General features: G+C 45.4%; 31 protein-coding genes and 1 tRNA gene. 13 read left to right on the forward strand and 19 right to left on the reverse strand.

Going from position 1 to position 24867, the window contains the following annotated elements:
- Positions 1–55 precede the first annotated feature (55 nt).
- Entirely contained in the window at positions 56–451 is a 396-nt protein-coding gene (locus IPO96_01570; protein QQS65226.1) for a hypothetical protein, read from the forward strand.
- A gap of 4 nt (positions 452–455) precedes the next feature.
- Here the strand turns inward: IPO96_01570 and rpoD are convergent, their stop codons facing one another.
- Entirely contained in the window at positions 456–1565 is a 1110-nt protein-coding gene (rpoD, locus tag IPO96_01575; GenBank protein QQS65227.1) for an RNA polymerase sigma factor RpoD, read from the reverse strand.
- Positions 1566–1600: 35 nt separating this feature from the next.
- Positions 1601–3556 carry a DNA primase gene (locus IPO96_01580; GenBank protein ID QQS65228.1) on the reverse strand — a complete coding sequence of 652 codons (1956 nt, stop codon included), beginning with the start codon at positions 3554–3556 and terminating at the stop codon, positions 1601–1603.
- Between the two features lie 87 nt (positions 3557–3643).
- Here IPO96_01580 and IPO96_01585 point away from each other — a divergent pair, with 87 nt between their 5' ends.
- Positions 3644–4228 (forward strand): hypothetical protein, encoded by a 585-nt coding sequence (locus IPO96_01585; GenBank protein QQS65229.1) that lies wholly within the window; start codon positions 3644–3646, stop codon positions 4226–4228.
- Positions 4229–4574: 346 nt separating this feature from the next.
- On the opposite strand, the gene IPO96_01590 is transcribed toward IPO96_01585, so the two are convergent.
- Both IPO96_01590 and IPO96_01595 read right to left on the reverse strand, forming a co-directional pair.
- Entirely contained in the window at positions 4575–4913 is a 339-nt protein-coding gene (locus tag IPO96_01590) for an MmcQ/YjbR family DNA-binding protein (GenBank protein ID QQS65230.1), read from the reverse strand.
- A gap of 48 nt (positions 4914–4961) precedes the next feature.
- Positions 4962–5705 carry a TrmB family transcriptional regulator gene (locus IPO96_01595; protein QQS65231.1) on the reverse strand — a complete coding sequence of 248 codons (744 nt, stop codon included), beginning with the start codon at positions 5703–5705 and terminating at the stop codon, positions 4962–4964.
- A 133-nt stretch (positions 5706–5838) separates the two neighbouring features.
- Here IPO96_01595 and IPO96_01600 point away from each other — a divergent pair, with 133 nt between their 5' ends.
- Both IPO96_01600 and IPO96_01605 read left to right on the forward strand, forming a co-directional pair.
- The gene (locus tag IPO96_01600) at positions 5839–6003 is read left to right on the forward strand and encodes a hypothetical protein (protein QQS65232.1); all 165 of its coding nucleotides are present in this window, start codon (positions 5839–5841) and stop codon (positions 6001–6003) included.
- Between the two features lie 103 nt (positions 6004–6106).
- Positions 6107–6541 (forward strand): hypothetical protein, encoded by a 435-nt coding sequence (locus tag IPO96_01605; protein ID QQS65233.1) that lies wholly within the window; start codon positions 6107–6109, stop codon positions 6539–6541.
- Here IPO96_01605 and orn read toward each other — a convergent pair.
- From orn to IPO96_01645, 8 genes are all read right to left on the reverse strand, one after another.
- A complete protein-coding gene (gene orn / locus IPO96_01610) occupies positions 6538–7095 on the reverse strand; it encodes an oligoribonuclease (GenBank protein QQS65234.1) in 558 nt (185 codons plus the stop codon). The two genes, IPO96_01605 and orn, sit on opposite strands and share 4 nt — an antisense overlap.
- A 335-nt stretch (positions 7096–7430) precedes the next feature.
- Positions 7431–7802 (reverse strand): hypothetical protein, encoded by a 372-nt coding sequence (locus IPO96_01615; protein ID QQS65235.1) that lies wholly within the window; start codon positions 7800–7802, stop codon positions 7431–7433.
- Position 7803: 1 nt separating this feature from the next.
- Positions 7804–8193 (reverse strand): peptide-methionine (R)-S-oxide reductase MsrB, encoded by a 390-nt coding sequence (msrB, locus tag IPO96_01620; protein ID QQS65236.1) that lies wholly within the window; start codon positions 8191–8193, stop codon positions 7804–7806.
- An 84-nt stretch (positions 8194–8277) separates the two neighbouring features.
- Positions 8278–8601 (reverse strand): MscL family protein, encoded by a 324-nt coding sequence (locus IPO96_01625; protein QQS65237.1) that lies wholly within the window; start codon positions 8599–8601, stop codon positions 8278–8280.
- A gap of 51 nt (positions 8602–8652) precedes the next feature.
- Positions 8653–9852 carry a Glu/Leu/Phe/Val dehydrogenase gene (locus IPO96_01630; protein QQS65238.1) on the reverse strand — a complete coding sequence of 400 codons (1200 nt, stop codon included), beginning with the start codon at positions 9850–9852 and terminating at the stop codon, positions 8653–8655.
- A 39-nt stretch (positions 9853–9891) separates the two neighbouring features.
- Positions 9892–11394, reverse strand: coding sequence for a cryptochrome/photolyase family protein (locus IPO96_01635; protein ID QQS65239.1), 1503 nt, complete (start codon positions 11392–11394; stop codon positions 9892–9894).
- Positions 11395–11425: 31 nt separating this feature from the next.
- Positions 11426–13096: an arginine--tRNA ligase gene (gene argS, locus IPO96_01640; protein ID QQS65240.1), complete on the reverse strand. Its 1671-nt coding sequence runs from the start codon at positions 13094–13096 to the stop codon at positions 11426–11428.
- Between the two features lie 47 nt (positions 13097–13143).
- Positions 13144–13578 (reverse strand): nuclear transport factor 2 family protein, encoded by a 435-nt coding sequence (locus tag IPO96_01645; GenBank protein QQS65241.1) that lies wholly within the window; start codon positions 13576–13578, stop codon positions 13144–13146.
- An 81-nt stretch (positions 13579–13659) separates the two neighbouring features.
- Between IPO96_01645 and IPO96_01650 the strand changes: the two genes are divergently transcribed.
- Entirely contained in the window at positions 13660–14100 is a 441-nt protein-coding gene (locus IPO96_01650; protein ID QQS65242.1) for a 23S rRNA (pseudouridine(1915)-N(3))-methyltransferase RlmH, read from the forward strand.
- A 57-nt stretch (positions 14101–14157) separates the two neighbouring features.
- Here the strand turns inward: IPO96_01650 and IPO96_01655 are convergent, their stop codons facing one another.
- Positions 14158–14802 carry an HAD hydrolase-like protein gene (locus IPO96_01655; protein ID QQS65243.1) on the reverse strand — a complete coding sequence of 215 codons (645 nt, stop codon included), beginning with the start codon at positions 14800–14802 and terminating at the stop codon, positions 14158–14160.
- Between the two features lie 87 nt (positions 14803–14889).
- On the opposite strand from IPO96_01655, the gene IPO96_01660 reads away from it, so the two are divergent.
- Positions 14890–15171, forward strand: a complete 282-nt coding sequence (locus IPO96_01660) for a winged helix-turn-helix transcriptional regulator (protein QQS65244.1) — start codon at positions 14890–14892, stop codon at positions 15169–15171.
- Positions 15168–15689: an NAD(P)H-dependent oxidoreductase gene (locus tag IPO96_01665; protein ID QQS65245.1), complete on the forward strand. Its 522-nt coding sequence runs from the start codon at positions 15168–15170 to the stop codon at positions 15687–15689. The genes IPO96_01660 and IPO96_01665 overlap by 4 nt, the downstream gene beginning before the upstream one ends.
- On the opposite strand, the gene IPO96_01670 is transcribed toward IPO96_01665, so the two are convergent.
- Positions 15686–16321 (reverse strand): MBL fold metallo-hydrolase, encoded by a 636-nt coding sequence (locus IPO96_01670; protein ID QQS65246.1) that lies wholly within the window; start codon positions 16319–16321, stop codon positions 15686–15688. The genes IPO96_01665 and IPO96_01670 overlap by 4 nt on opposite strands.
- Complete coding sequence (locus IPO96_01675; GenBank protein ID QQS65247.1) at positions 16318–18078, reverse strand: ABC transporter ATP-binding protein; 1761 nt, start codon at positions 18076–18078, stop codon at positions 16318–16320. The genes IPO96_01670 and IPO96_01675 overlap by 4 nt, the downstream gene beginning before the upstream one ends.
- Positions 18079–18161: 83 nt before the next feature.
- Between IPO96_01675 and IPO96_01680 the strand changes: the two genes are divergently transcribed.
- Positions 18162–18251: transfer RNA gene (locus IPO96_01680), tRNA-Ser, on the forward strand.
- Positions 18252–18521: 270 nt separating this feature from the next.
- Complete coding sequence (locus tag IPO96_01685; protein QQS65248.1) at positions 18522–18683, forward strand: hypothetical protein; 162 nt, start codon at positions 18522–18524, stop codon at positions 18681–18683.
- Between the two features lie 86 nt (positions 18684–18769).
- Here the strand turns inward: IPO96_01685 and IPO96_01690 are convergent, their stop codons facing one another.
- Both IPO96_01690 and IPO96_01695 read right to left on the reverse strand, forming a co-directional pair.
- Entirely contained in the window at positions 18770–18931 is a 162-nt protein-coding gene (locus tag IPO96_01690; GenBank protein ID QQS65404.1) for an HAD-IA family hydrolase, read from the reverse strand.
- Complete coding sequence (locus tag IPO96_01695) at positions 18919–19323, reverse strand: hypothetical protein (GenBank protein QQS65249.1); 405 nt, start codon at positions 19321–19323, stop codon at positions 18919–18921. The genes IPO96_01690 and IPO96_01695 overlap by 13 nt, the downstream gene beginning before the upstream one ends.
- A 156-nt stretch (positions 19324–19479) precedes the next feature.
- On the opposite strand from IPO96_01695, the gene IPO96_01700 reads away from it, so the two are divergent.
- From IPO96_01700 to IPO96_01710, 3 genes are all read left to right on the forward strand, one after another.
- Positions 19480–20349 carry an ABC transporter ATP-binding protein gene (locus IPO96_01700; protein QQS65250.1) on the forward strand — a complete coding sequence of 290 codons (870 nt, stop codon included), beginning with the start codon at positions 19480–19482 and terminating at the stop codon, positions 20347–20349.
- A complete protein-coding gene (locus IPO96_01705; GenBank protein QQS65251.1) occupies positions 20346–21563 on the forward strand; it encodes an ABC transporter permease in 1218 nt (405 codons plus the stop codon). The genes IPO96_01700 and IPO96_01705 overlap by 4 nt, the downstream gene beginning before the upstream one ends.
- A 72-nt stretch (positions 21564–21635) precedes the next feature.
- Positions 21636–22235: a sortase gene (locus IPO96_01710; GenBank protein QQS65252.1), complete on the forward strand. Its 600-nt coding sequence runs from the start codon at positions 21636–21638 to the stop codon at positions 22233–22235.
- Positions 22236–22340: 105 nt separating this feature from the next.
- On the opposite strand, the gene IPO96_01715 is transcribed toward IPO96_01710, so the two are convergent.
- Both IPO96_01715 and IPO96_01720 read right to left on the reverse strand, forming a co-directional pair.
- A complete protein-coding gene (locus tag IPO96_01715; GenBank protein QQS65253.1) occupies positions 22341–22955 on the reverse strand; it encodes a class I SAM-dependent methyltransferase in 615 nt (204 codons plus the stop codon).
- A 98-nt stretch (positions 22956–23053) separates the two neighbouring features.
- Positions 23054–24091 carry a hypothetical protein gene (locus IPO96_01720; GenBank protein QQS65254.1) on the reverse strand — a complete coding sequence of 346 codons (1038 nt, stop codon included), beginning with the start codon at positions 24089–24091 and terminating at the stop codon, positions 23054–23056.
- Between the two features lie 88 nt (positions 24092–24179).
- Between IPO96_01720 and IPO96_01725 the strand changes: the two genes are divergently transcribed.
- Positions 24180–24803 carry a hypothetical protein gene (locus IPO96_01725; GenBank protein QQS65255.1) on the forward strand — a complete coding sequence of 208 codons (624 nt, stop codon included), beginning with the start codon at positions 24180–24182 and terminating at the stop codon, positions 24801–24803.
- Positions 24804–24867 lie beyond the last annotated feature (64 nt).

Consider the following 24867-nt stretch of genomic DNA (forward strand, 5'->3'; position numbering starts at 1 on the left):
GTAAACTATTGTAATAGCCTATTGCTTTTTTGTAAATTAATAGTATTATTTAGGTATGAGTGACTTACTCCAAGGCAACAAAGCAGAAGTTTACAATGTTTTCAATAGCTTGTACGAGACTGTTGACCGGTACGTAATGCATGACTATCCTACGATTCTAGGCAAGGCCCGTGTAACAGTTGGTAGAACGGGGCTGAGATCAATAATTATCGCTTTTCCTGATTCTGTAGCAGAGATGTCTGAAGACCCAATTACAGGAGAAGGTGAGGTAATTAATGGCACAACGCTTAAACAAGTAGAGAACGGCACCCGACAGGTTACGATCAACGGTACAATAACCAAAAAGGTCGATGGCAAACCTACGACTAGGTTCTTCCCTGAGACAAATGAAGACCTCCTCAGAACTCAAGGCTTACTCGAGGCATTAATAAAATCTGTCCCGTACATATAAGTAACTACTTCAAGTAGTCCAGCAGCTTGCGGGCGTCACGGTGTTTGCGTAGTTTGGCTAGGGCTTTTGCTTCAATCTGACGGATGCGCTCGCGGGTAACGGCGAACTCTTGCCCTACTTCTTCGAGCGTGTGGCTTTTGCCATCGTCAAGACCGAAGCGTAGGCGAATAATTTTTTGTTCACGATCAGTTAGACCGCTCAGCAGATCCTTGACGTGTTCTTTGAGTAGCTGATTAGTAGCAGATTCTTCAGGAGTAATGGTGTCTTCGTCTTCGATAAAGTCGCCTAGCACTGAATCCTCTTCGTCGTCACGCACACTGGCATCGAGGCTAGAAATATCTTGCTTAATCTTCATGATGTGTTCAACTTTGTCGACGTCTAGCTCCATTTCGCGGGCTATTTCTTCGTTGGTAGGCTCGCGGTTAAGCTCCTGCGTCAATCTACGTTGAGTTCTGAGCAACTTATTTATTGTTTCTACCATGTGTACTGGGATACGAATTGTCCTTGCCTGATCGGCGATTGCGCGTGTAATGGCCTGGCGGATCCACCATGTAGCATAAGTAGAGAATTTAAAACCTTTATCTGGATCGAATTTTTCAACAGCACGCAGCAGACCCGTATTGCCTTCTTGGATTAAATCAAGCAGATCAAGTCCTCGTCCGACATAACGCTTAGCGATCGAAACAACTAGACGCATGTTTGCCTCGGCCATCTTGTCTTTGGCGCGTTTGTCGCCAGCTACGACTTTGCGCGCCAACTCAAGCTCCTGCTCACCATTGAGCAGTGGGATCTTACCAATCTCCCTGAGGTAAAGTCGAACCGAATCATCGGCAATGTCATCGAGGTAGGTAGCTTCGTCGATTAAGATTTCTTCACCATCCTCGGCAACCCACTCCGTGCTCATAGTTTCAGGGGTTGGCTCTTCAGCACCGGTAACGACTATGTTAGCCTCACTTAGTTCACCGTACAACGCGTCTAGCAGATCAATATTTTCTGGATCGTCGGGGATAGCGGCAAAGATGTCTTTTTGGTCAATCTTACCGTCTTTTTTGGCCTTGGCTACAAGTTCATCTTTTTTGGCATTTAGCTTGGCAGCATTGTCTTCTTCAGGCATTTATACTCCTTTGGTGGGGTGGGTTAATTGGCGATTTATGAGAATCTTTTGACTAGTTCATCTAGCGCTTTTGCTTGGTGCAACAGTTCTTCAGTAGGATTTTGATTGAGGCGCTCAACCAAAATTTGTTTTTGAGTTCTGACGTAATCGGCTACGAGTCTGGACTGAAGCATTTTTGCCTGGGCTTGCAGTTCGCTTTTTTCGGCTCGGCCGTAGGTTTCTTCACCTAGTAATGCTAACATTTTAACATAATCCTGAAGAGCATGCCAGATAGCCTGCCTACTAGCAGAGCTAGCAGCACCGCTATCTTCTTCGGTGATAGCACGATTTTCAGCTGTGGTACTCGCTTCGCTGTACACTTGTACAGCTCGTTCCGTTCCTCGCTTAAGAATCGTACTCTCATCCGAACCATGCCCTTCAGGAACCTGACTCGCATGCCAGATAGCCTGCCTACTAGCAGAGCTAGCAGCACCGCTATCTTCTTCGATAGCACGATTTTCAGCTGTGGTAAGGTTTGAATCCTCCACTGGTTCGTCTGTTTGCAAATAGTTAAATAGTTTTGCTGCTTGATCATCTTGAAACAAGTCATTGGGTAAATCATAGATCAGCTCACGCATACTCGGATAAAGCAGCATAATGCTCAAAAAATGTTGCACACGCTTTTCATTCTCCGGCAGGCTGCCTTTGTTGACAGGCCGGTGGTTAGATTTACGAGCTCTTGCACCAGCTTTGTCGTTTTGGAGCTTGCCTTTTAGTGCTTCGGCGCTGGCACCAATTATGCTAGCAAGCATGCTAACATAGTGCTCTTGTTCAACCTGGTCGTTGAGCTTGCGCACCGTGGCAAGCACTATGTCTGTTAATCTTCGTTTACCAACTGCGGATGTAATGTCGAGGCTTGCGCGGTAATGATCAATCAACCAGTCGATGGCATAGCTTTTTTCGTCAATGGCTTTTTGCCACAGCTTAACATCTTTTCGCACTAACTCATCAGGGTCTTTGCCCTCAGCAATTGTAATAATACTAAGAGTTACGTCGGCCGCCTGAGCTAGCGGTATCGCCCTTTCGGTAGCTGCTAGGCCAGCTTTGTCGGCATCGAAAGCTAGGCGCACATCTCCTGTAAAGCGTTTTAGTTGCAAAAAATGCTGACTAGTCATAGCAGTTCCTGCGGTTGCTACTACCTGTTTTACGCCTGCCTGATGGCTGCTGATTACATCTAAATTACCTTCTGCTACCACGACATAGCCACAGTTTCGAATTGCCTGTTTGGCCTGACTCAAACCGTAAACATGGCGACTTTTATCATAAAGCGGTGTCGCTGGGGTGTTAAGATACTTTGGCCCCATATTATCACCGCCAAACTGCCTTGCCGTAAAACCAATTACCTGCCCCTGCCCATCCATCAGTGGAACCATAATGCGGCCGCGGAACATGTCTGTTAGTCCAGCACTTCGGCGCGTTGACAATCCGCCGCGGCTAAGCTCACTTTCGCTAAAGCCCTTTTTAAGTAAGTACCTTGTAAGACTGTCATCTGTCGGGCTATAACCCAGTTTAAACTCTAGGATTGTTTCCTTGCTGAATCCACGTTCAACGCGAACATAATTAAGTGCTGCGTCGTTTTTGGTTAGCTCACGGGTATAAAAATTAGCCGCCAAAGCATGAGCATCTAGCAGGCGTTTCTTTAGCCCGGACTCGCCAGCCTTACGCTTATTATCCTCCAACTCAACCCCTGCCTTTCGGGCCAAAAGCTCCAACGCACCTTTAAAATCTAAGCCCTCAAGCTCCATCACAAAGTCAAACATGCTGCCGCCGCGCCCCGAGCTAAAATCGTGCCAAATTTGCTTTTCGGGACTAACTATAAAACTTGGTGTTTTTTCATTAGTGAAGGGACTGAGACCTTTGTAGTTCCTCCCGGACCGCTTGAGCTGAACATACTCACCGACAATATCCTCAATGTTTAGCCGCGCCTTCACTTCTTCCAGTGCATCTGCCATATTTATAGCTTACAGTAATTGCAGCCCCTTCGACAGCACAAGCATTTTGCAGTTGATAGATGAGTAACGATAGTTAATACTATTAGTATGCAGGAAAATCAGCCCAACAATAATCAGTACGACTTCATCCTCAATTCGGAAAATAAAAAGAAAAAAACTTTTGGCGGCGATTCGACCAAAAAAAGAATAATTTTGAGTGTATTGATCGGCGGAGTTTTTTTGGTGCTGGCGATGATAGCGCTGACAATTTTGCGAAACGCTGGTAAAGAAAAGTTTAACCACGACGCTAAAATTGTACAGCTACAGAATAAGATTATTCAGGCAAGCGAAACAGCTTCACGTACTAGTGACTCGTTAGACACTCGTACCTTAGCGGCAACTCTTTCAGCTTCTGTGATCAACGATAATGCAGCGTTAATAAGTTACTTAAAAAAGAACGCCCCCAATGATTTCCTAAAAAATGTTCCTACTACCGACAAAGATATTGATTCCAAACTCAAAAAAGCCATTAGCGACAACAATTTCGACAATGGATATCTGGAGCTAGTAAATAGCTTCGTAACGGACTATATGAAAGAGCTTAGGTTGTCCAGGGGTGATTCGCCCAGCACTACCAAACTCAAGCTAATTAACAACTCTTTAAACCACATCGAGGTCATAGAGGGACGATAATTGGTGATTACACTTTAGCCAAATACGAGAAGCGGCGAAAGATGGGGATAAAATTCTAAGCCAGTTCCCAGTCGCTGGCCCTTAGCCCCTAGACCCTGGTCCGTAGGAGGTACGCGGTACGAAGTACGGGGTACTAAGTAGTAAACATGAAATTCTAAATTCTAAATAGTATCAAGTATTACGTATCTTGTATCAAGTATGAACTCGCACCTAGAGCCTAACCACTCTAACCTCTAACCTCTAACCTAATCCTAGCTCTTGTCTCTTGTATTTTAACCATAAACTATCAACTATCAACTCGTCCCTAGTCCCTAACCGCTCTAACCTCTAACCTAATCCGGTACAGCTACTTAGCGATAACCAACTGGTAACTATGCAAAATCAAATCTTTGACTTCATCCCAGCTGAGCTGCCCCGACAAGACAATCGTATTCCAGTGTTTTTTGTTGAGGTGGTAGCCCGGCATGACAGATTCATATTTTTCACGCAGAACTTCGGCTAACTTGGGGTCGCACTTCAGGCTAATAGAAATCGGCGATTTACCTTCAGGGATTAATGCAAACATTTTTTCTTCACTACTACCGCGAGCAGGCACCTTGTAAACTGCCACCTCTTCGCCAAAGGGGTAGTCACGCCGAGCGCCAGCAAAGCTCAACAGATATTCATCGACAGTTTTGTAATCCATTGTATTAAGAATACATATTTAGTCTGTAGTTATCCAGATAAAAACAGCTTAAATTTTTGACCATAATTGATCAAATAATTGCCGCTGCATGTTTGCAGTACCTTCGTCCTCAATTACAACACCGTAAGGCGTAAAGTCTTTGGCGATAGAGATTTGAGCAATTTTATTATCGTAGACTATAGTGTAGCTGGAGATAGAAGTACCTTCTTCTGGCAACCACTTTCTTTCACTGGCTGGTGCTTTATCGCCACCTTCGCCAATGGCGATGACTTTAACAACAATCCCCTCTTCTACTCGTCGGTCGGTGAAATTTGGGAACTTGCGGTAGATGTAGCTGCGCATGTTTTTTGATGAGTAAACTCTGTAAAGTGGTGTCTTCATTTTTGAGCAGGTGCTAAGCACGTCTTTGAGAATTGCCACAACGCCTTCATCATCCTCGAAGTATCGTACTAGAGGTCGGCCTGTTGGCCTGGCTTTTTCGGCCAAAAGTTCAGGAATTAATTCACTAGCTAACTGTTGCGTACGCAGCAGTTCCTTACGACGGTCGCGCAAGATATCCAATATTTTTTCTGGCGTCTCGGCGCTAAAATACTCACGCTCACCAGATCTACGAACATGCACCAAACCGATGCTTTGCAGTGACTTTATCGCCTCATAAGTTGTGCCGCGGTTAATGCCAGTTTTGTCTGCAACTTTGCGAATTGAAACCGACTCCATATCAAGCAGGGCCTCATATATAGTGGCTTCGCGTTCGCTCAAACCAACTTGGATAAGTAAATCTAGTGTTTTCATTTTGTCATGATACATGATAAATAGCCTACTCTTTAGCTATAATTTTGTCAATCATTTGTTGCCATAGAGCATTGTTTAGTAAATATTATTCTGATTTAATGCTACTCGCAAAACTTAAATGAAAGTAACGTTGATGGAAAAGGACCCGATCCAGGAATACGAAAGGATGCTAGAAGAAAGATACGACGATTTAACAAATGGCCGGGATATGTACGAAAACACAAGCCGACTACGATTACAGTTCGATAGTGGCATTTTGCCAAAAGTAGCTTTAGACAAAAACATGACATCTGAATAGTTTCATAATACAAAAGTGTCAAAAAATTGTTGCCAAAAAAGTTGAATGTTGGTTTACCCTGCTGTTACGATAGAACCTATTCCACTCTAAATAAATAGGAACCATGACAACAACACTAGAACCATCTGCAGAGACAGGCATCAACTACAATAGGCTGAATGGACAGGGTTTAGCAGCCTTTCTAGCAAGATATACACTAGAGTATTTGGGATTCGAGGTTAATCCAAGCGATCCAGAAAACCCAACTACCCATCAAGGTAAAGATGATATTGCAACGGGCTTCGTTATAGACATGGCAAGTTCTTTAACTGATAAAGCAGACGTCATTGCTACTAAAGCCGTCAAACATTCTGGTCAGGTAACGACTTCTGGGCTACCGATACGTCTTGCGGCAGCCAAACAAATTAACGAAGTTGAAGGAATAATAAAGGTGCTTGCTAAACAAGTACCTCCTCCTCCCGCAAACGTGCTAGCTGACGCTGTCATACTACACTTCTTGCCCCAAGAAAATGGCGAACCTGCGGCCATTGCCGCTTAGGCGTTCTTGCGGTCGATAATGTCCATATAGTGCTGCAGCTCAGCGATTGAAGCCTGAACATCTTCAAAAGCGCGGTGTACTTCTGGTTTCTCAAAGTACACGCGGTAGCGGCTCTGCATCATAATCTTGAAGCTGCTCACATCAACCATACGGTAATGTAGTTTAAGCTCCAAGTTTGGCATGCCAACTTTAATGAAGTTTCGATCATTATGGATAGAGTTGCCAGCCAGAACTGCCGGCTCTTTGCCAAAATGGTGTTCGATCAGCTCAATCAACTCATGCTCGGCCATCTCAAGAGGCTTGCCTTTGGCTAGATTCTTGATAAAATCGTCTCTGTTATCGGGGTAGTCCTGCCACCAAGTGTTTTTGTTCATCCGATCCAGCACCTTAGCTTTTGGTTGTCTGATAATCGCTTCGTAACTAGCTAGGGTTTGTAGCTTCATGTCAGTTACTTCAGCCGCTATTTCCAAAATCACGTCTTGCTCGGTATCAAGACCCGTCATTTCCAAATCCAACCACAGCAGCTTAGTCGGTTCAAAAGATTTTTTGCTCATTAGTACGAATTATACATTACTTCTGTTCTCAACTGCGCCCCCAACATGTAAGCAACTTCCCAAATTACCATTTACGCCTTAAGACCCCACCGTTTTCACTCCTATAAAATCACAAAAAGACGACATGTTTACCACGATCGTGGTTTTTATGTCGTCATTTTTCAAGTCGGCGCGCTAGTCTACGATAGTTCAAGCACGAGTTAAAAAAAGAAACTCAACGTTCACGATTAATGCTCAGGGTCTGGACCCAACGAATTTTTTTGATTGATATTCAGTCAGATATTCAGGGTCAGACCCTGACATCTGTTATTTTTTGCAATATAGAATTTGAGGCATTAATTACTTTTCCAGTCGATGATTGCTTGAGCTTGTTTCTTGCTTATACCGACTATCAGACGGTTGTACTTAGTAAGGCTAGTTTCAATAACCAAGACTTTCTCTAGGCGCGGCTTAATAAAACCATGCGGCTTCTTAGCATAGATAAAATCCCAACCTTGTTCTGTCCAATATGAGCCAGCCATCAACAGCCTAGGCGCATAAGTACCAGGCATACGCACTTCCCATTTACGCCAATCCGAAAATTCCTCAACAAATTCGACAGTTTTGATGGATTTTTTCGGAACAACTACCTTGGCCTTTAACGCAGCGATTTGCTCACGCCCTTCAAGCACCAATGTTAGTACTTGATTTGTTGTATTAAAATACATCTTAGCCCGCCCTCCCCTTTTTTACAAAATCGATACCGGCCGAATTAATACAAAACCTTAGGCCGGTCGGCTGATCTGGTGCATCATTAAAAACATGGCCTTGATGCGCACCACAGCGACCACACTTCACCTCAACTCGCTGCATGCCGTGACTTAAATCTTCCGACAAACCCAGGGCCTTGGGGTCGAGTGGCTGATAAAAACTTGGCCAGCCACAGCCAGAATCAAATTTTGCACTCGAATCAAACAGCTTGTTGCCACAATTCGCACATGTGTATTGTCCGGATGATTTGTTGTTTAACCACTCACCGCTGAAGGGTGCCTCAGTCTCAGCTTCAAACAATACTCTCTTCTGATGATCGCTTAAGTTCGGATTAATTTGATCTGCCATACTCTAATTCTAAACTGCTTAACTGGTAAATTAAAAATCCGCTGACGGGCTCACCGTGCAACGGATTTTAAGAGTAACGGTAATTTACTTATCAGACTTTTTGTCGGCTTTGGTTAGACCAGCTTTGTCGACAATAAAGTAGACAACAAAAGCAGTTGCCAAAAGCGTAATAACAGCGTTCAAGATGTTACCCCAGCCAAAAACTAACTCTTTACCGCTCCTAGTAATGGTTGATGAGATGCCTGATAGGTCAGTTCCGCCTAGGATTAGACCCACCAGCGGACTAATGAAGTTGTCAACGATTGACTTTACAGCGTCGCCAGCTGAAGCACCGATTGCCAAACCAACTGCTAAGCCTACTACTCCCTGCTCCCGCACAAAGTGCACAAAATTTTTTACCATACTCATATACTAACCTCCCTTATGTTTATGCTCAAAATTATATGGTTAGAAAAATTATTATGCAAGTAGTCTTTTGGCAGCGATCATCAAAGCCGCCTCTTTGAGCGAGGCTTTTTGAGATTGGCTTTCGGCAAAAATCTCTTGAGTAGCGTTTATCATATAGTCTTTTAGCTGTTTATTGACTTTGGGCTCGGCCCATTTTTGGCTCCTTAGGTTCTGTAGCCATTCAAGATAACTCACTGTTACGCCACCAGCGTTAGCTAAAATATCCGGAACAACAACTACACCTTTCTTGGTCAGAAGCTCATAAGCCCCCTCACTCACCGGCGCATTAGCAAGTTCTAAAATGTACTTTGCTTTAACCGTTGAATAGTTATGCTCATCGACTGCATCACCCAGTGCTGCCAGTACCAGCACATCGACTTCAGCCGATATTACATCTTCTACGTCACTGACTTCTGCCATTGAGTAATCTCTGAAGCTGCCCCGTTCCTGCTTGAAAGCAACTAAATCACTTACTGCTAAGCCATCGGGATCGCTCAAGGTAGCACTAGAATCACTTGCTGAAACTATTTTCCATTCAGGGTGATCTGTCGCAGCAACAAGGGCAAAAAACGAGCCAACATTGCCAAAACCCTGCACCGCGAAAGTAAGCGGTTTGCCCGCCTCACCAGCCAACCGAAGTAGTTCCGCCATAACTATTACCCCGCCGCGTCCTGTTGCTGCATCACGGCCCTCACTACCGCCTTTGGCTAAACTCTTGCCAGTAAATGTAGCATTTGAGGTGTCGCCAGTTATCGCCGCATACTCGTCGGCCATCCAATCGATGATTTTTGGGTTAGTATTGACGTCAGGAGCCGGAACATCGACCTCTGGACCTATGTGTGGTGCGAGTTTACGAGCATAGTCTCGGGCAACATCCTCAAGCTCTTCGTCGCTCAATTCTCGCGGGTTTACACTAACCCCGCCCTTACCGCCTCCTAGCGGTAGCCCGATGGCTGCTGTCTTAAAACTCATCAAAGTTGCTAATGCCTGAACTTCTTCTTTGTTTACCTCTGGATGAAAACGTATGCCGCCCTTGAAGGGGCCGCGCTTGTTATTGTGCTGAACCCTATAGGCCTTAAACTTTTTGCCGCTTTTGGTGCCTACTTCGAACTCATGAACCTTTGAAACTGCCAGTAGCTCATTGACTTTTTCTTCTGCCAGACTAAGTTTGGCTCCAACAGTACGAATCATTTTTTGAGTGGAAAGCAGCATGCAAATTTCTCCGTTTAATTCTGCTGTTATTGTACGACTTTAGTTGGGCTCAGACTGTTGTGTTTTAGACGCTAGAAAATCATCGGCACGATAGCCAATTATTCGTTTTTTATCCTGGCTCATGCGCTCATTGGCTCGCACCACTACCCGCATATTGGGGTTTTGCATCAGTTGCTCTTGGTGTTTGTCGATAAATCTTGAGATCAGGCCATCCCAAATGTCGCACCAATCGCCGGCTTCGAAATGACTGCGCGCCAGAATCTGAGGGCTACTAACTAGCGGGATTAGCTTGGCCAGCCGACCACCGTCGACACACTGGCTAAAACCATAGACTGTCGGCACTGTCGTCCAATCGTAGCTGTCAATCAGCATTTCACTAAACCACTGATAGACACGCCTTGGATCAATTTCGCTTACTAACATCGCTACACCTGCAAGATCGCGACGCTCAGCAGCATGAATGTAAGCTCTGTTATAGAGTTTTCTGATTAGATCGTCTATGGGTGCTAAACCGGTTGTAGCCGCATACCAATCATTAGTTAAGTCACGGTTATTTTCGAAAACATTGCTAGTCCTCAAAGTCGTATGCATCGATTCATACAAACCACGCTGGTACTCGCGCCACCCCAGAATCTCTCGGATAAATAATTCTAAGCTAGCTAGCGGTAGCGTAGACTGTTCGTGACGATCGATAGCGGCCTTAATAACCTCATTAGGAGTCAAAAGCCCAACGTTTAACATTGGTGAAAGTGCAGCATGAAACAGCCAAGGAGCCTCTGGCTCCAAAGCTTCGTCATAGCGGCCATAATCTTCAAGTCTGCCTTCAATAAAACTTTTGAGCCAGCCCCTAGCCTCTTCGTGGTTTGTTGGCCATGCAAAGTCTGCGGTAGAACCGTAATGTCGGTCAAAATGATCATTAACATAACTAACCGCCTCCCGCACGTAGTCATTGTCGCCGTAAACCGAAAAAGTTGGCAAACTAAGATTATCAGGTAGACGCTTGCCGCCTTCGAACTCGTGCATCAATTTGCCGCCAACTGGTTTGTAGGCCTTAGTCATCAGCACATTGAAGCGCTCGCGTTGCCATTGGTAAAATTCAGCAAACTCCGGGGCTTCACCTGCCTGAAATTTGGCCTGAACCTCACTTAGGCTTAAATAAAACATAGGTGTTTGAAGCCAATCAACTTTTTTGCGCCTCTCGTTTGCACCCGCATTAATTCGTCGCCTTAGTGCGTCGTCGACCACATCAAAAACCATCAAGGTATCAGCTTCTTCGGCTCGCTCCAGCGCTCCTTCGCTACGTAATAGCCCACCGCACTCAACATACTCGACCTGATACCCTGCCGGCCACAGAACTTCCTGAGCATAACGGCGCATGCTCGCACGATGTAAGATCAATTTTTGTTTATGAAAATAGGTTTTGTACTGCTCATCATTGCCAAAAAATAATGGATCTTCGATCAAAAGCACCTTATCGACGTCGTTCGGTAAATATTCGGCCGCAAACAACTGATGCGGATAAATCAAAAGCACCTTGCTCATTAATACCACCCTTCTTTCTGTAGTAATTGTGTCACATTTTTTCGGGAGCGTGAATACCTAAAAGGTCTAGCCCAGCTTTTAGGGTGTCAGCATATCTGCCGACTAGCCAAAGCCTGAGTTCCTCTCGATCATCTGAGCCAATAACTCGGTTTTGCTCGTAAAAACGGTTAAATTCTTGCGCTAATTCGTAAAGGTAAGTACAGATATAATGAGGCATAAGCTCGCGAGTTGACAGCTCAACTACCTCAGAAAATTCGCCGATTTTTCTGACTAATAGTCTTTCGCCCGGCTGAAGCTTAGAGTTGATAGTTGATAGTTGATAGTTGATAGTTGATTTGCTTAGGATGCTGCGCGCCCGAGCGTGAGCATATTGGAGATAAGGGCCAGAGTTACCCTCTGTCGCCACCGACTCTAGCGGGTCATAAACAATATCGCCGCCGATTCGGCTCTTTGAAAAAGCATACTTAACGGCCGCCAAGACTGTCGACTCATCTGCTTCGGGGCTCGCTTGTCGAGCCGACTGAAGTATGTCGATGGCACCGACAATATTGCCTTTTCTTGAACTCATTTTTACACCACCCTGTAGCTTCACAACACCGTGAGTCAGATGCAGGGTTCTGCTGGCCGGTTCTGGGGCAAACTGCTCTATGCTTTTTATGACAACCTGCATGTACTGTGCTTGTTCATTAGCAGTTATGATGATCGATTTATCGAAGTGGTAATCCTGCCACTTTGTCAGGCTTAGACCAACGTCTTTGGCCTCATAGGTTGGCAAACCTTCTGAGTTGATGAAAACTCGGTTGTGAAGGCCAAACTTTTCTCCTTCAAATATCACCGCACCGCCACTTTGCGCATAAACACCCTTTGCCAGCTGCTCTTTGACCGTAGTTAGCCCGAGCGGAGTTACTTCGCTTTCAGGTATAAATCTATCAAATGCTGAAACTTCTAGCTGCTTGTAAAGTTCCTTGAAATACTCGTAGCTCCATTCGCGACAAAGCCAATAGACCTTAGCGAAATCGGATTCATGATCACCCGTTTCGTGAACTGAGTAGATAGCCTTATTGGCTTCGACGATTGCTACTCGAGCCGATTCATCGTCCTCATAAGCATTGTTGCCTTCAACATAGCGCTCACCTAGCCATTTTGGTCTTTCAGACCCATCAACTTCGTCAAGTTTGGCTGGTTGGCCGTCAAGCCACCGCATTATCGCCCACATACTCTTGGCTGCGTGCAGTCCTACATCACCACCGAAGTTAAGCCGAACTACTTCGGCTCCAGCGTACTCAACCATTCTGGCAATAACGTCGCCAACCAAAGTTGTGTACAGATGCCCGGCATGCAGCGGTTTAAACGGGTTGGGGTCAGAGTACTCAACCAGAACTTTTTGGCCACTATAGGTTTTTACTGCCGAAGCTTTTGTAAGTTCGATAAGTGCCGCGTCGGTAAGTTTGATATTGATAAATCCTGGCCCCGCTACTTCGGCGCTTAGAATGTCACCGCCAACAAGCTGCTCGCAAATTGACTCAGCGATGGCTCTAGGGCCGCCTGCAGGCGGGTTTTCTAATTTGCCAGCTAGCTGCAAAGCAACGTTTGTTGAGAAATCACCAAACTTAGCCTCTGGCCTCGTCAAAACCACCTCCAAGTCGAAGCCGAACTGGGCCGACACCAACTCCCCAACTTTACTTCTCAAATTCTCAAACATATCTAACAGTATACAGCTTAGTGACTACTGTTAATAGGCTCTCTTACTTAGGCGCCGAGTGGTTGGAGGTTCTGCGAACTGACAATCAGTTTCATCTGAGCGATTTTCCAACGTCCGGCAACTTTTTTGAAGGTATAGTGGTAAACCCCCTTCATCTGTAAGACGTAGCGTTTGCCGCCGCGGGCTGTGTAATAGCGCGCACTCATGTCACTTTCGGCAATGACTTCTTTGCGGCCACTTCTCTCAACGCGTATAGCGCCTAATTGATGTTTGGCGCCATAGTACAAATCACGGATCAGCCTTCGCCAGCCGCTCATCATATTCTCAATACTACGCATGCTTGGAGCTTCGTGTGTCAGTGCTTCATCGTCGATAAAAGTTTTCTCAGTGAAGTATTGCTCTAACTTCTGCCACTGACCCTGATCTCGATACTCAGTGACCTGTTCGATAAGGTCTTGAATGTGCCTTGCGATCCTGCTCATATACTCCTCCTTGTATTCATATTATACTCTAGCTTACTGACATGATTGTTAGACTGATCACATTTGCTATGCTGATAACAGATGAAAATATTTTACACTTCAAACAAATTGGACAAATCATATGAAGATTTAATCCTAAATTACACCAAACGGCTTAAAAACAGCTTGGAGCTAGTTCGACTCAAACCCCAACAACAGTTGCCGGAACCAGAAGCCCGCACTAGGGAGTCCCAAGAAGTTATCAAACGCCTCCCGCCAGATCAAACTGTGGTTGTGTTAGACGAAAATGGTCTAGGTCTTAGCTCGATCGAGTTTGCAAAACTAATATTTAAACTCCCCAAAACTACAAACTTCGTTATCGGAGGTAGTTACGGAGTGTCCAAAAATTTGATCGATAATGCAACTTACGTTTTACGCTTAAGTGATTTGGTAATGCCGCACCAACTAGCCTTACTTGTACTAATTGAGCAGCTCTACCGTGCACAAGCCATCAGCACTGGCCACCCTTATCACCATGCTTAAAGAGCCATGCCTGATTGATAGGACGCATTTTGCCCCTTGTTAGCCTAGCGATGAAAATTACTGCGGTAGAATTTCACGAACTACTGGTAGTAAATCTTTGGCGTCGTCGATCAAAATTGTTGGAGCAGCCGGCTCTAAGCTCTCCCTACCCCCAACCCCCCAGCTGACGCCGATGGATTTTAATCCGGCTTTGTGTGCAGCCTGTATGTCTCTCGGCTCATCGCCAACATAAACTGTCTGCGCCTTATCTAGGTGGTGTCTTTTAACAATCTTGTTCAGGGCCCGATCTTTGCCAAATATTGCTCGTTCGTGGACTATAAAGTCAAATTCAGGAAAACCGTGACTCTCCAAAAAAGCAGTAACAAGATTCTGGTCGTTGGAAGTTAGCACTCCCAAGCCGTAGCCTTCAGACTTGAGACTCAGTAAAGACTCTATGACAGAATCATACGGCTCTACCTCTCCCATACGCTGTTTAAGCAGTTTAGGCATAGCCGGCAGCATCCTAGCTAGGGTAAAAACAGATACGCCTTTAAATTTCATGACTTTTTTGTAGCCAAGTTTTCTTAGACTAGGGATCTCATTTTTGTCCAACGGTTTGGTTTTGAATCGAGGAGCTAAATCGTTATTGTAAATATCAAGCGCGACACCAATCGTGTCAGCAAGCGTGCCATCAAAATCAAAGATCACGTGCTTGTCACTCATCTAGTAAACTCTCTACCTTCATTCTATTATTGTAACGCTTTCTGCATTATATTGACGCATTTAAATATATAAATGTATAATCTGTTTATGGCCGACCAGGATTTAATCAAGATTTTCAAAGCACTCAGCGATGAAACTAGGCTAGACATCGTTCGTAAAATCGCCGAGCAATCCTGCGCTAGCAGTTGTGGCTCGATTAGTAGCTGCTCTTCTCTTAGCCAGCCAGCGATGAGCCATCACTTCAAAAAGCTCGTTGACGCCGGAATTTTGCTCGAAAAAAAATCGGGTATTGAAAAATTTTACGAGCTAAACCACCAACTTTTGGATTCTATAGGAATTAACGTGAATAAAATCAAGGAGATAAAATGAGCAAAATATTAGTCTTAGTAGGCAGCGCACGTCAAATGCGAGCGGCCGATAAAGTTTTAGAGATTGTGAAAAACGAAGCTGTAAAATTGGGTCACGATATATCGGTAGCCGACCAGAAAGAGCTTCAACTACCAATTTTTGATGAGGGATTCAGCCCTAGCCAACCAGAGTTCGCACCAACGCACGAAGGAGTAGTTAAGCTAACTAGCGAAGTTGGCAGTGCTGATGCTGTTTTAGTCCTAACTCCCGAGTACAACCACGGCACTCCAGCAGCCTTAAAGAACATGATCGACTGGGTTTACAAGCAGTGGGAAGGCAAAAAAGTCGGATTTGTTGGTTACGGTTGGGGCGGCGCTCCGTTTTCACGCAAGCACCTACACGACGTTTTTGCTCAAATTAAATCTGAGGTTGTTACCCCAGAGGCAGAGTTAATTTTCATGCAAAACCTCAATGTAGACGGTTCAGCCGCCAGCGATGAAGCAAACTCACAAGTTTCAGCAGTTTTAGCTGCGCTTTAAAACTCTGCTGTTTCGCCTGGTGCTAGTGCCGCCATTTCGCTGCTGACTTCTTCGCAAGCTACCTTTAACCAGCCATAGGTGAAATCAAGACCCCAATCATTCAAAAGACCGTTGTGCATTGGCACGACGGTTTTTGCTTTAACAGCCTTAATAAACTCCATAGCCTCGGCAGTTTTGAGCCATGGTGCATGTGTCGGCACACCAAGAACTTCTACACTCGCCTCAGGCGGCACAAGAGAATCACCTGGATAGTAAAACTTATCATTAACCATCAGACCAGTGTTTGCACACGGTACTTTTTGGTAAATAACAGCGTGATCCTGACCAAAAACTTTTATGTTAAAGCCAGCGATGTCATACTTGTCGCCAGCTCTTACTACCTGTTTCTTTGCCCCACTTTCATTAAGCTCACTCAAAACTTCTTCACTACCAAGAATTACTAGATCAGGGTTCTGGTTATGAATTCTGGCGATATTTTCGGGACTCAGGTGGTCGACGTGAGTATGAGTAACAAACACTGCAACTACCTTGTCTATAGCTGGTAGCTTACTGAGTACGCCGGGATCAATAACTAGTCTTTGATCGTCCTCTTCCAAAACCACGCAAGAATGTTCATATTTTGTAAGCTTCATCGGTATCCCTCCGCCTGTGTTTCAAACATCTCCTTATATAGTTTACCGTATTCAAGTAGTTCTTCGTGAGAGCCATACTCTGTAATCCTGCCCTGTTCCATGACCATGATTTTATCAGCTTTGCGCACAGTGCTAAACCGGTGACTAACAATTAGTGTTGTTTTGCCAGTGTGCTCGGCATAAATATTATTAAAGATTTTGTATTCAGCCTTGGCGTCTATGGCACTGGTGGGCTCGTCAAGCACTAGGAGGTCACCATTTCTTAGTAACGATCTAGCAACGGCTAACCTCTGAGTTTGTCCTCCAGAGAAGTTCTTGCCATCTTTAAATGAAGAATCCATTTTGGTTTCTAGCCCGTGCTTAAGTTTGCTTATGAATTCATCGGCACCTGCTAACTGTAAAGCGTGATTTAACTGCTCATTTGTGTAATGTTCAATGCCAAGAGCAACATTTTCCTCGACGCTCAGATGGCTAAGGATGATAAAATCTTGACTCAAATTACTGATTGCTCGATAGTAGCTCTCAATTTCAATATCAGCGATATTTACTCCATTTATTAATATTTCTCCTTCGGTTGGCAAGTAAAGCCTCAGCAGCAGTTTTAGTAAGGTTGATTTACCAGCACCGTTTTCTCCTACCAAAGCAAGCTTGCTTCCGGGCACAATAATAAACGAGATGTTCTTCAGGGTATCAACTTCGGTGTTGGGATAGCGGAATGACACGTTCTTGAATTCGATGCTTAGTGGCCGTGCAACTTCTATATTGCCGTTTACTATTTTCGAATTTGCATCAAGGACTTTTTTGAAATTTTCTAATTCGATAAACCGTGCATCTAGGCTCTCTATTGAATAAGAGATAGAAAAAGCAGCATTGGTCATTTGTTGCAGTAAACCGCGCACGAACAGAAACCTGTCTAAGCCTATTCGTCCATCAACAAGCGCTCTAAAAAAGGCGTAAGTCGCGCCAATTTCTGTGGCAGGGTCCAGTATGTCTGCCCCCAAACTGTAAAGGGCCTTTTTTCTGCTCATAGTAAAGTACGTTTTGTCCATTTTTTGCTTGTGTTGTTTCCAGGTCGCAACCAGCTTAGAAAACCCATTGGCTAGGCGGATTTCTGGCATAGTTTGCGGGTCTACCAGCACCCAGCGCGTGCGATAAGTAATACGCTCTACTGGTGCAGTGTCTCTATATATCTTTTCGGAGTATTTGTTCATCTTGAGTCTTATGATTACCCCTGGTAAGCTCATAAGTACTATGCCAACAGCCACTATTGGGGAAACTAGCGCAACGGCAGAAAATGAACTGACAAGGCGTATAATCGATGACCCGATCCAAGTTAGTTCCGATAAAGTTCGTTGCGCACTCGACAAGCCATCAGTCGCGCGGCTAATTTTAGTCAAAAACTCTTCATCTTCAAACTGTTCTTGGCTTAGCTCGTACATTTTTCTGATAAGTTTGCTATTAAAGTGTAGCTCCATAAGCGCATTATGTTTTTCTTCTATGAGTTTTTCGATTAGGCTTATAAATTTAATGAAAATCTCTAACGCAAGCCACACCAGTAGCCAGCGGTAGACACCACTAGGGCTGGCACCCTGTAGGGCAACTTTTGTAATAGCGTTAATTAACTGCGCCGAAATGTAGACGTAAGCTATCGACGAGAAAGCATCGTAAAATGCGTAAAATACTTTCCAAGTAACAAAGAACCTGGAAACGGACATTTGCTCTTTGAGCATCCACAGTACTAGCCTAAGCCTCTTCACAAACTAATTTTAATGTAAACTTTGTAGTTATAGCTAATTTAAACGTCTGCCCGAAAACTAAACCTAGTATAATATTTTAAGCTGGAGGGGTCGCCTAGTGGTCTATGGCGCTCGCTTGGAAAGCGAGTTTCGGAGCAATCCGATCGAGGGTTCAAATCCCTCTCCCTCCGCCAAACGTGTCGCTTTCAAACCCGGCACAGACGAATCGGCCCAGGACCGCCAAGGTCCTGGGCTTGTTCGTTTGAAGAGAACTCGACGCAGCCCGTCCGATACCTCACCGCGCTCGTGTCCAAAACGCGCATGGCGACTGCATCGGTGCGTTGGTTGGTGAGATGCCTACGAACGCGTACCCGTAGCTGCTCGTTTGGTGGACGAGCCCGCAAGAGGTTCGTCCACCACAGGTCGGTTCAGGTCCTTACCCGCGTCCGGGGGAGGTGAGAAACATGGCAAAGAACACAGGCAAGGGCTTCCGGCTCGGCGCAGTGAAGTCGCGGTCGCAGACCAAGGGTTCCAGTGGCTTCGTGAAGCGTGACACCAAGACCGGTCGCTTCCTGGACGTCAAGTCCGACGGCAAGCCGTTCAAGGGCGTCTCGAAGGAGAAGTAGGCAGGTCTCCCAGCTTCTTCAGTCGGCCGAAGACGTGCGGTGGATTCGAAAGCACCTGCAAGACTTCCGCCAAAAAAGGTTTCACTCTAAATATATTTTGAAATTTCGCTCTTAAAGTCATCGAAATCCGTATACACAATACCGTTTATACCTAAGCTTTTCGCTGCCTCGATATTTTTCTCACTATCATCTACAAAAACAATTTCTTCTGGGCTACTTCTAGACTTTTCTATCGCTAATTCAAATATTTTTTATCGGGTTTCACTAGCCCTAAATCTGAAGAAATCATAACAATGTTAAATTTATGAATTTGTTCGGGGATAACTCTCTCAACTAAGCTTCTGGGCGCATTTGTTAGCAGGCCAACCTTAAACTCATTTAAATTTTCGTTAATAAACTCGAGAAGCTCAACATTTATTATCGGCGCTTTTCGTACTTCAATCCATAGTTCCTCCATCGAACGTCCGCTCCTTTCGGAAAGCATCTTTACCAAGCCCGCTTCTGTTAAGTTGCCCAAATCTAGATCGTCTAGCAATCTATATAGATTATTCCATTCGTGATCAGCAAAGCTATCTTGGATTACTTTTGCAAACACCGGAGATGATAAGACACCAAAAAAATCAAACAAGATAGTTTTCAAAAAATAATTGTACCAACATATACTTTTGAGCTATGTATAAATGTATAAAAACACAACCAGTTTGATAAATAGCTCATAATGTGGTGAAATTTACTTCGAAAAGTGCTTGTCAAGTCTTGAAACAGAGGTAGCATACCACGTACACTAGACTTAACAATGCCACTAATCCAGCTAAATGAAGTTTCCAAGCTTTACGGCTTCGGCGACGCTGCTACTATAGCGCTCGACGAAGTCTCTTTGACTATCGAAAAAGGCGAGTTCATCGCAATCATGGGCCCTTCCGGTTCTGGAAAGACAACACTTATGAACGTCATAGGGCTACTCGACCGTCCTTCAAGCGGGACTTTTAAGCTAAGCGGTCGCGATGTGGCTAGGCTCAGGCCACAAAAACAAGCTCGTCATCGCCGCGACCACGTCGGGTTTATTTTTCAGTCCTTCAACTTGCTGCCGCGCCTAAATATCCTCGAGAATGTGGCTCTGCCGCTTGCTTACAAAGGTATGTTGCAGCGTAGGCGCCTCAAAGCCGCCAGCCAAATGCTGGAGCAAGTTGGGCTAAACGATCGAGAATATTACCTACCGAGCCAGCTTTCAGGCGGTCAGTTGCAGCGTGCTTCGATAGCCAGAGCTTTGGTCAACAACCCAAGTATCATCATTGCCGACGAGCCAACTGGCAACCTAGACAGCACCGCAACTAGAGTAGTTATGGAGCTACTAAGCGAGGTCCACAAGATGGGCAACACTGTGTTAATGGTAACTCACAACCCTGCACTTACCCGCTACGCTAGCCGAGTAATTTACATGCGAGACGGCCAAGTGGTTTACGATCAAGAATCGGTCATAGGAGAAATCCCCGAAGCCATGCAACGCGCCATGCAAGGCCGTAAGTTCATGACAAAAGAAGACAGCGAGCTAGCTGGCGTTTCGGCTATGCTCCAAGAAATGCCCTCTGTTGAAGCACCATCACGCAAATCTATACGTAAAAAACTCAAAACTCCACGCCTCAAAAAAAGAGGTAGCAAAAAATGATGCTAAAAGAACACCTCAAAATGGCTTGGAGCTCGATTCGCGGAGCCAAAGCTCGCTCTTTGCTAACCATGTTTGGCATTATTATTGGTGTGTCGTCGGTAGTGACTGTCATAAGTTTAGGCGATGGCCTAAAACGGCAAATCTCTGGCCAGGCCGCCAAAATCGGTGGCGAACTGCGCATAATTCAACCTGTTCAACGCCAACTCACCACTGGCAACATACTCAACCAAACGGTATTGCCAAGCACCACACTGTCAGATAAAGAAGTTGTTAGTGTTCGCCAAGCCGAAGGGGTAAAATCAGTTTCCCCAGTCGGAGTTGTCAATGGTGCAGTCAGCTACGGTGACAAAACAGACAAAGATATTACAGTTTACGGTGTTGGCTCAACTTTTGCCGAACTTTTGCAGCAGAAGGTACAATTCGGCGGTTTCTTTAGCGAACGAGAAGCTAGTAGCAATTTTGCCGTTATCGGCCGAGCCGTGGCCGACCGCTTGTTCGTCGAGCGTGTCCCGACCGGAAAATCTTTTAAGATTGGCTCTCAGGAATTTTTAGTGATCGGCGTCTTCGAGAACAAGAATTTCCAAGCCGTGCCTTATTCGATAGACTTCAACAACGCCGTCGTCATACCGAGCGAAACCGCGCGCAAATTACCTGGCGGCTACACGATCTACGAGATCCTGGCAGGACTTGACGCTAAGAAAGTTAATGCAAGTCGTGCTACAGACAATATTCGAGCTCGTCTTGCACAAAACAGCCCCAACGCCAGCCTGATCGGAGTTTACAGCCCCAACGAAGCTATCGGTAGCTCCGATTCTGTCTTTCGGCAAGTTACGTGGTTCGTGACCGGAGTTGCACTAATATCCTTAGTTGTCGGCGGCATTGGCATTATGAACATCATGTTTGCCACTGTTAGCGAACGAACCCGCGAAATCGGCATTCGAAAAGCACTTGGCGCTACCAATCGTCAGATTATGGGACAATTTCTAATTGAAGCCGCCATGCTATCACTTCTGGGCTGCTTGCTCGGCATTGTCTTGTCTCTTCTAGTCAACCTCGTCTTAAGAGTTACCACCGATGTACAGCCAGCTCTCACACCCAGCATCCTCGGTATAGCCGCTCTGGCAGCTCTTTTTACCGGTATTTTATCTGGGATCCTACCCGCAGCCAAAGCCGCTCGCAAAAAGCCAATCGATGCACTTCGTTACGACCGATAAAACAGTAGTAGGTAGATAGTAATAAGCAGTAGGCAAACTCCTAAACCCAAATATAGACTATAATTAGTGTAAATGGTCAGAGTTAAAAGTCTCAGATTCTGGAACAACATTCTTAGCACTGTCGTAATTTTGCTTGGGCTCTACATTGCCGGCGCGCCATTCTTGCCTTTGGCTAAACTGTGGCTCAAACAACGCACCGACAAAACCAGCGGCGTACCCTACAGTGGTCAACTAGCCCAAATCGATAATGTCAAGCGTGCAGATCCGCCGAAAGACAATCGTCTAGTTATACCGAGTATTAGCCTAAACGAGCCAATAAACGAAGGCAACAACATTTGGGTTATTCATAATGGCGGCACTTGGCGTTTACCGAAAAGCGTTGCGCCAACCGAGCAAGGCAATTCGGTGATTGTTGGGCATCGATTTTATGGTAGCAATGGTTCGACTTTTTACAATTTAGACCGCGTTAAGCTTGGTGAAAAAATGGCTGTCTACTGGCAAGGTAAGGAGTTAATCTACAAAGTTTCGGATATTAAGGTAGTGCCGCCGAGCGCCATTGAAGTCGAGGCCCCGACCAACGACCGCAGGTTGACGCTTTACACATGCACACCGCTGTGGACGGCCAAAGATAGACTAGTAATAACCGCCCTACCGGAGGAAACCCAGCAATGAAAAGACCGCAAATCAAAGAATATCATCGAACAATTATCCTGCTACTACTCCTTGCAGCTGGTATAATCTTCCTTTGGTGGAGCAACAAGAGCTACAATTCTAACTTCACGGACAGTTTTTAGCTTTTTTAAGAACCGCCCAAAAATTTGTAGCAGTGCCTTTTCTGCCTAATTTCGTAGCCTCTTTATAAATAGATTCCAGTTCAACAACCTCAAATATTTTATAGAACTCTCTTAACTCCTGCTCAGAGTAGTCTTTCTGGAACTTCCCATTCTGTGGCCAAACTGTACTATTTGGTTCGGGGCCGGGGTACTTTTCAATAAGCTCCTTTTCCCACTCATCGTTTATCGAACAAACATTTACAAGGGCAAACCCTCCAGGTATAAGCGTCCTGTACATTTCATCGCGGCACTTTTCCCTGCCCTGCATTGTCTCTATATCTATACTAGAGAAAGAATCAATTGCAATTGAGAAGTAGTTATCGGGGAATCTCCAGACTTTGTCTACTTCTGTTACAAAATAGTTAACGTTATTGGCGACGGATCTTGCTTTTGCCAGTTCTTTACCTACTATTGCTGCAGCTTTAATATACTCCAGAGCACAAACTTCGAAGCCTAATCTAGCAAGATACACTGCATTTCTGCCTTTCCCAGCACCAATATCGACAGCCTTACCTTCTAGCTTCACGCCCCTTTTCTTTAAAAAATCGACAAATTGCACTACCCCGCTAGTAGGCTCGCTATTAGCCATCGTCGGTAAAGTCGATTTCTCAGTGTGCTCTTTTAGCCAGATGGCTTTTTGAGTCCTCATAGAAATCTTTAAGACAACTCTTTCTTAAAACGCTCAATGATATCATCGTCGCCCATGTCTATTGGGCTCGTGCCATTTAGGAGAGCCGTGTAGACACTGACAAAGTCTCCCAAAGTCACCGCCCAGAGCAGTTGCTCGAGTAGTGTCGTGCCCTGCACCTCGACGTGCTGTGGGCTAGGCCAACGACCACTCAAGAACTTTTCGGTCAGTTCAAAGCGCTTTTTTATCCGATCGTTATCGAAGCTAGAAAGCAAGTAAATGATCTGATATGGTTTCTCGACCGGGTGACTGGTCCAACCAGTAAACTCGTTATGGCTGAACTCTGGGAAAGTGTACTCCCATGCAACATTTTTGGCGTTCTCGTTAAAGCCGATTTTCCACTTGTGAGCAGCTGGACTTAAGTCTGGCCCGCTGTAGATCACCATAGACTTGCCAGCACACTCCAGCGCAATTTGTTTGGCAAGGTTCTGGTTGGTGGCTACGTCGGGGCGCCAGCTGTCGATAGCAGCTTGGACAAAACTAGCTGCCGATTCTAACTCAGACACGGCATTCGAGTTGTTCGTTAAGCCGTATTTTGAAGCCAAAACTGTCAACGCCTTTAACCCGTTAAACATACCATAGCGCGGCGGCCTGACCTTTGGTAGTTCCAAGAATGGGTAGCCTTTCTCGCGAGCGATCTCAGCCAACTTACCGCCAGAAGCAATAACCACCACGTATGCGCCTGCCGCCTCAGCTTTTGCGAGAGAAGACAAGGTTTCCTCGGTGTTACCAGATACGCTTGCCGCAATAAATAGTGTTTTCTCATTAACATAGGCTGGCAGGTCATAGTCCTTCGTAATTTCAAAAGGTACGTTAAAGCCGGGCCAATACCTTGCCACAATTGCCCAAAGTGCTGAACCACCCATACCAGCATGAACAACATTTTCAAATCTTCTGTCACATTCACCTAAGTCGTACTTCTGCAGTAACTGCTCAGATTGTTTGGAGATTACCCCCAAAGCGTCGTAAGTGTCTTTTTGATGAATATACTTCAGATCGTCTAGCATAAGCTTTTCAGCCTCCTCTTCTTCTGCTATATTGTAAATTGAAAATTGAAAATTGAAAAATTAGCTTATTAATTACTCGGGGGTGGGGATGTTTCCAGATAATAATCAAACTAGTGCTAGCTCTACGAACGACGTCGGCGCGCCGACTTTTAGCGGAGCGCCAGCACCACACATGACGCCGGTTGCGACCAATACCAGCCCTTTCGCTACACCTGATCCTGTCAGTAGTGCTAGTGACAAAACTGCCCCCAGCTTCAGTAGCCCAGCATCTGATGGAGGCTTTAGTACTCCGCAGCCGAGCTCAACTCCAGCGCCAGCACAAGACGCCCCAGCGCCAGCCGCTGATCTTTTCAGTGATGTTGATGGCCCATCTTTTCTTGATGACGTTGCGGCACCAACTACTGCGCCATCTGTAGGTGCTCAATCTGACGATCATCAAGCCGCAAACATCCCAGATGATCTACTAAAAATGAAGCAGGGTGCACTTGAGCAGCTCGAGCCACTAGTCGACAAACTCGACCAGACCCCCGAAGAAGCCTTCAAAACAACCATGATGATGATCCAAGCAACCGACAATCAGGAACTCCTCCAAAAAGCCTACGAGCAAGCCCAGAAAATTGATGACGAAAAAGTCCGCGCCCAGGCCCTGCTCGATGTTATAAACGAGATCAACTACTTCTCAAGCCAGAAGCAACCTGCAGCGGACAAATAATCCGCTGCCCACAAAACAGCCCATTTTTACATATAACAAAAAATAACAGATGTCAGGGTCAGAC

This window comes from Candidatus Saccharibacteria bacterium, from assembly GCA_016700315.1.
Classification (GTDB): domain Bacteria; phylum Patescibacteriota; class Saccharimonadia; order Saccharimonadales; family SZUA-47.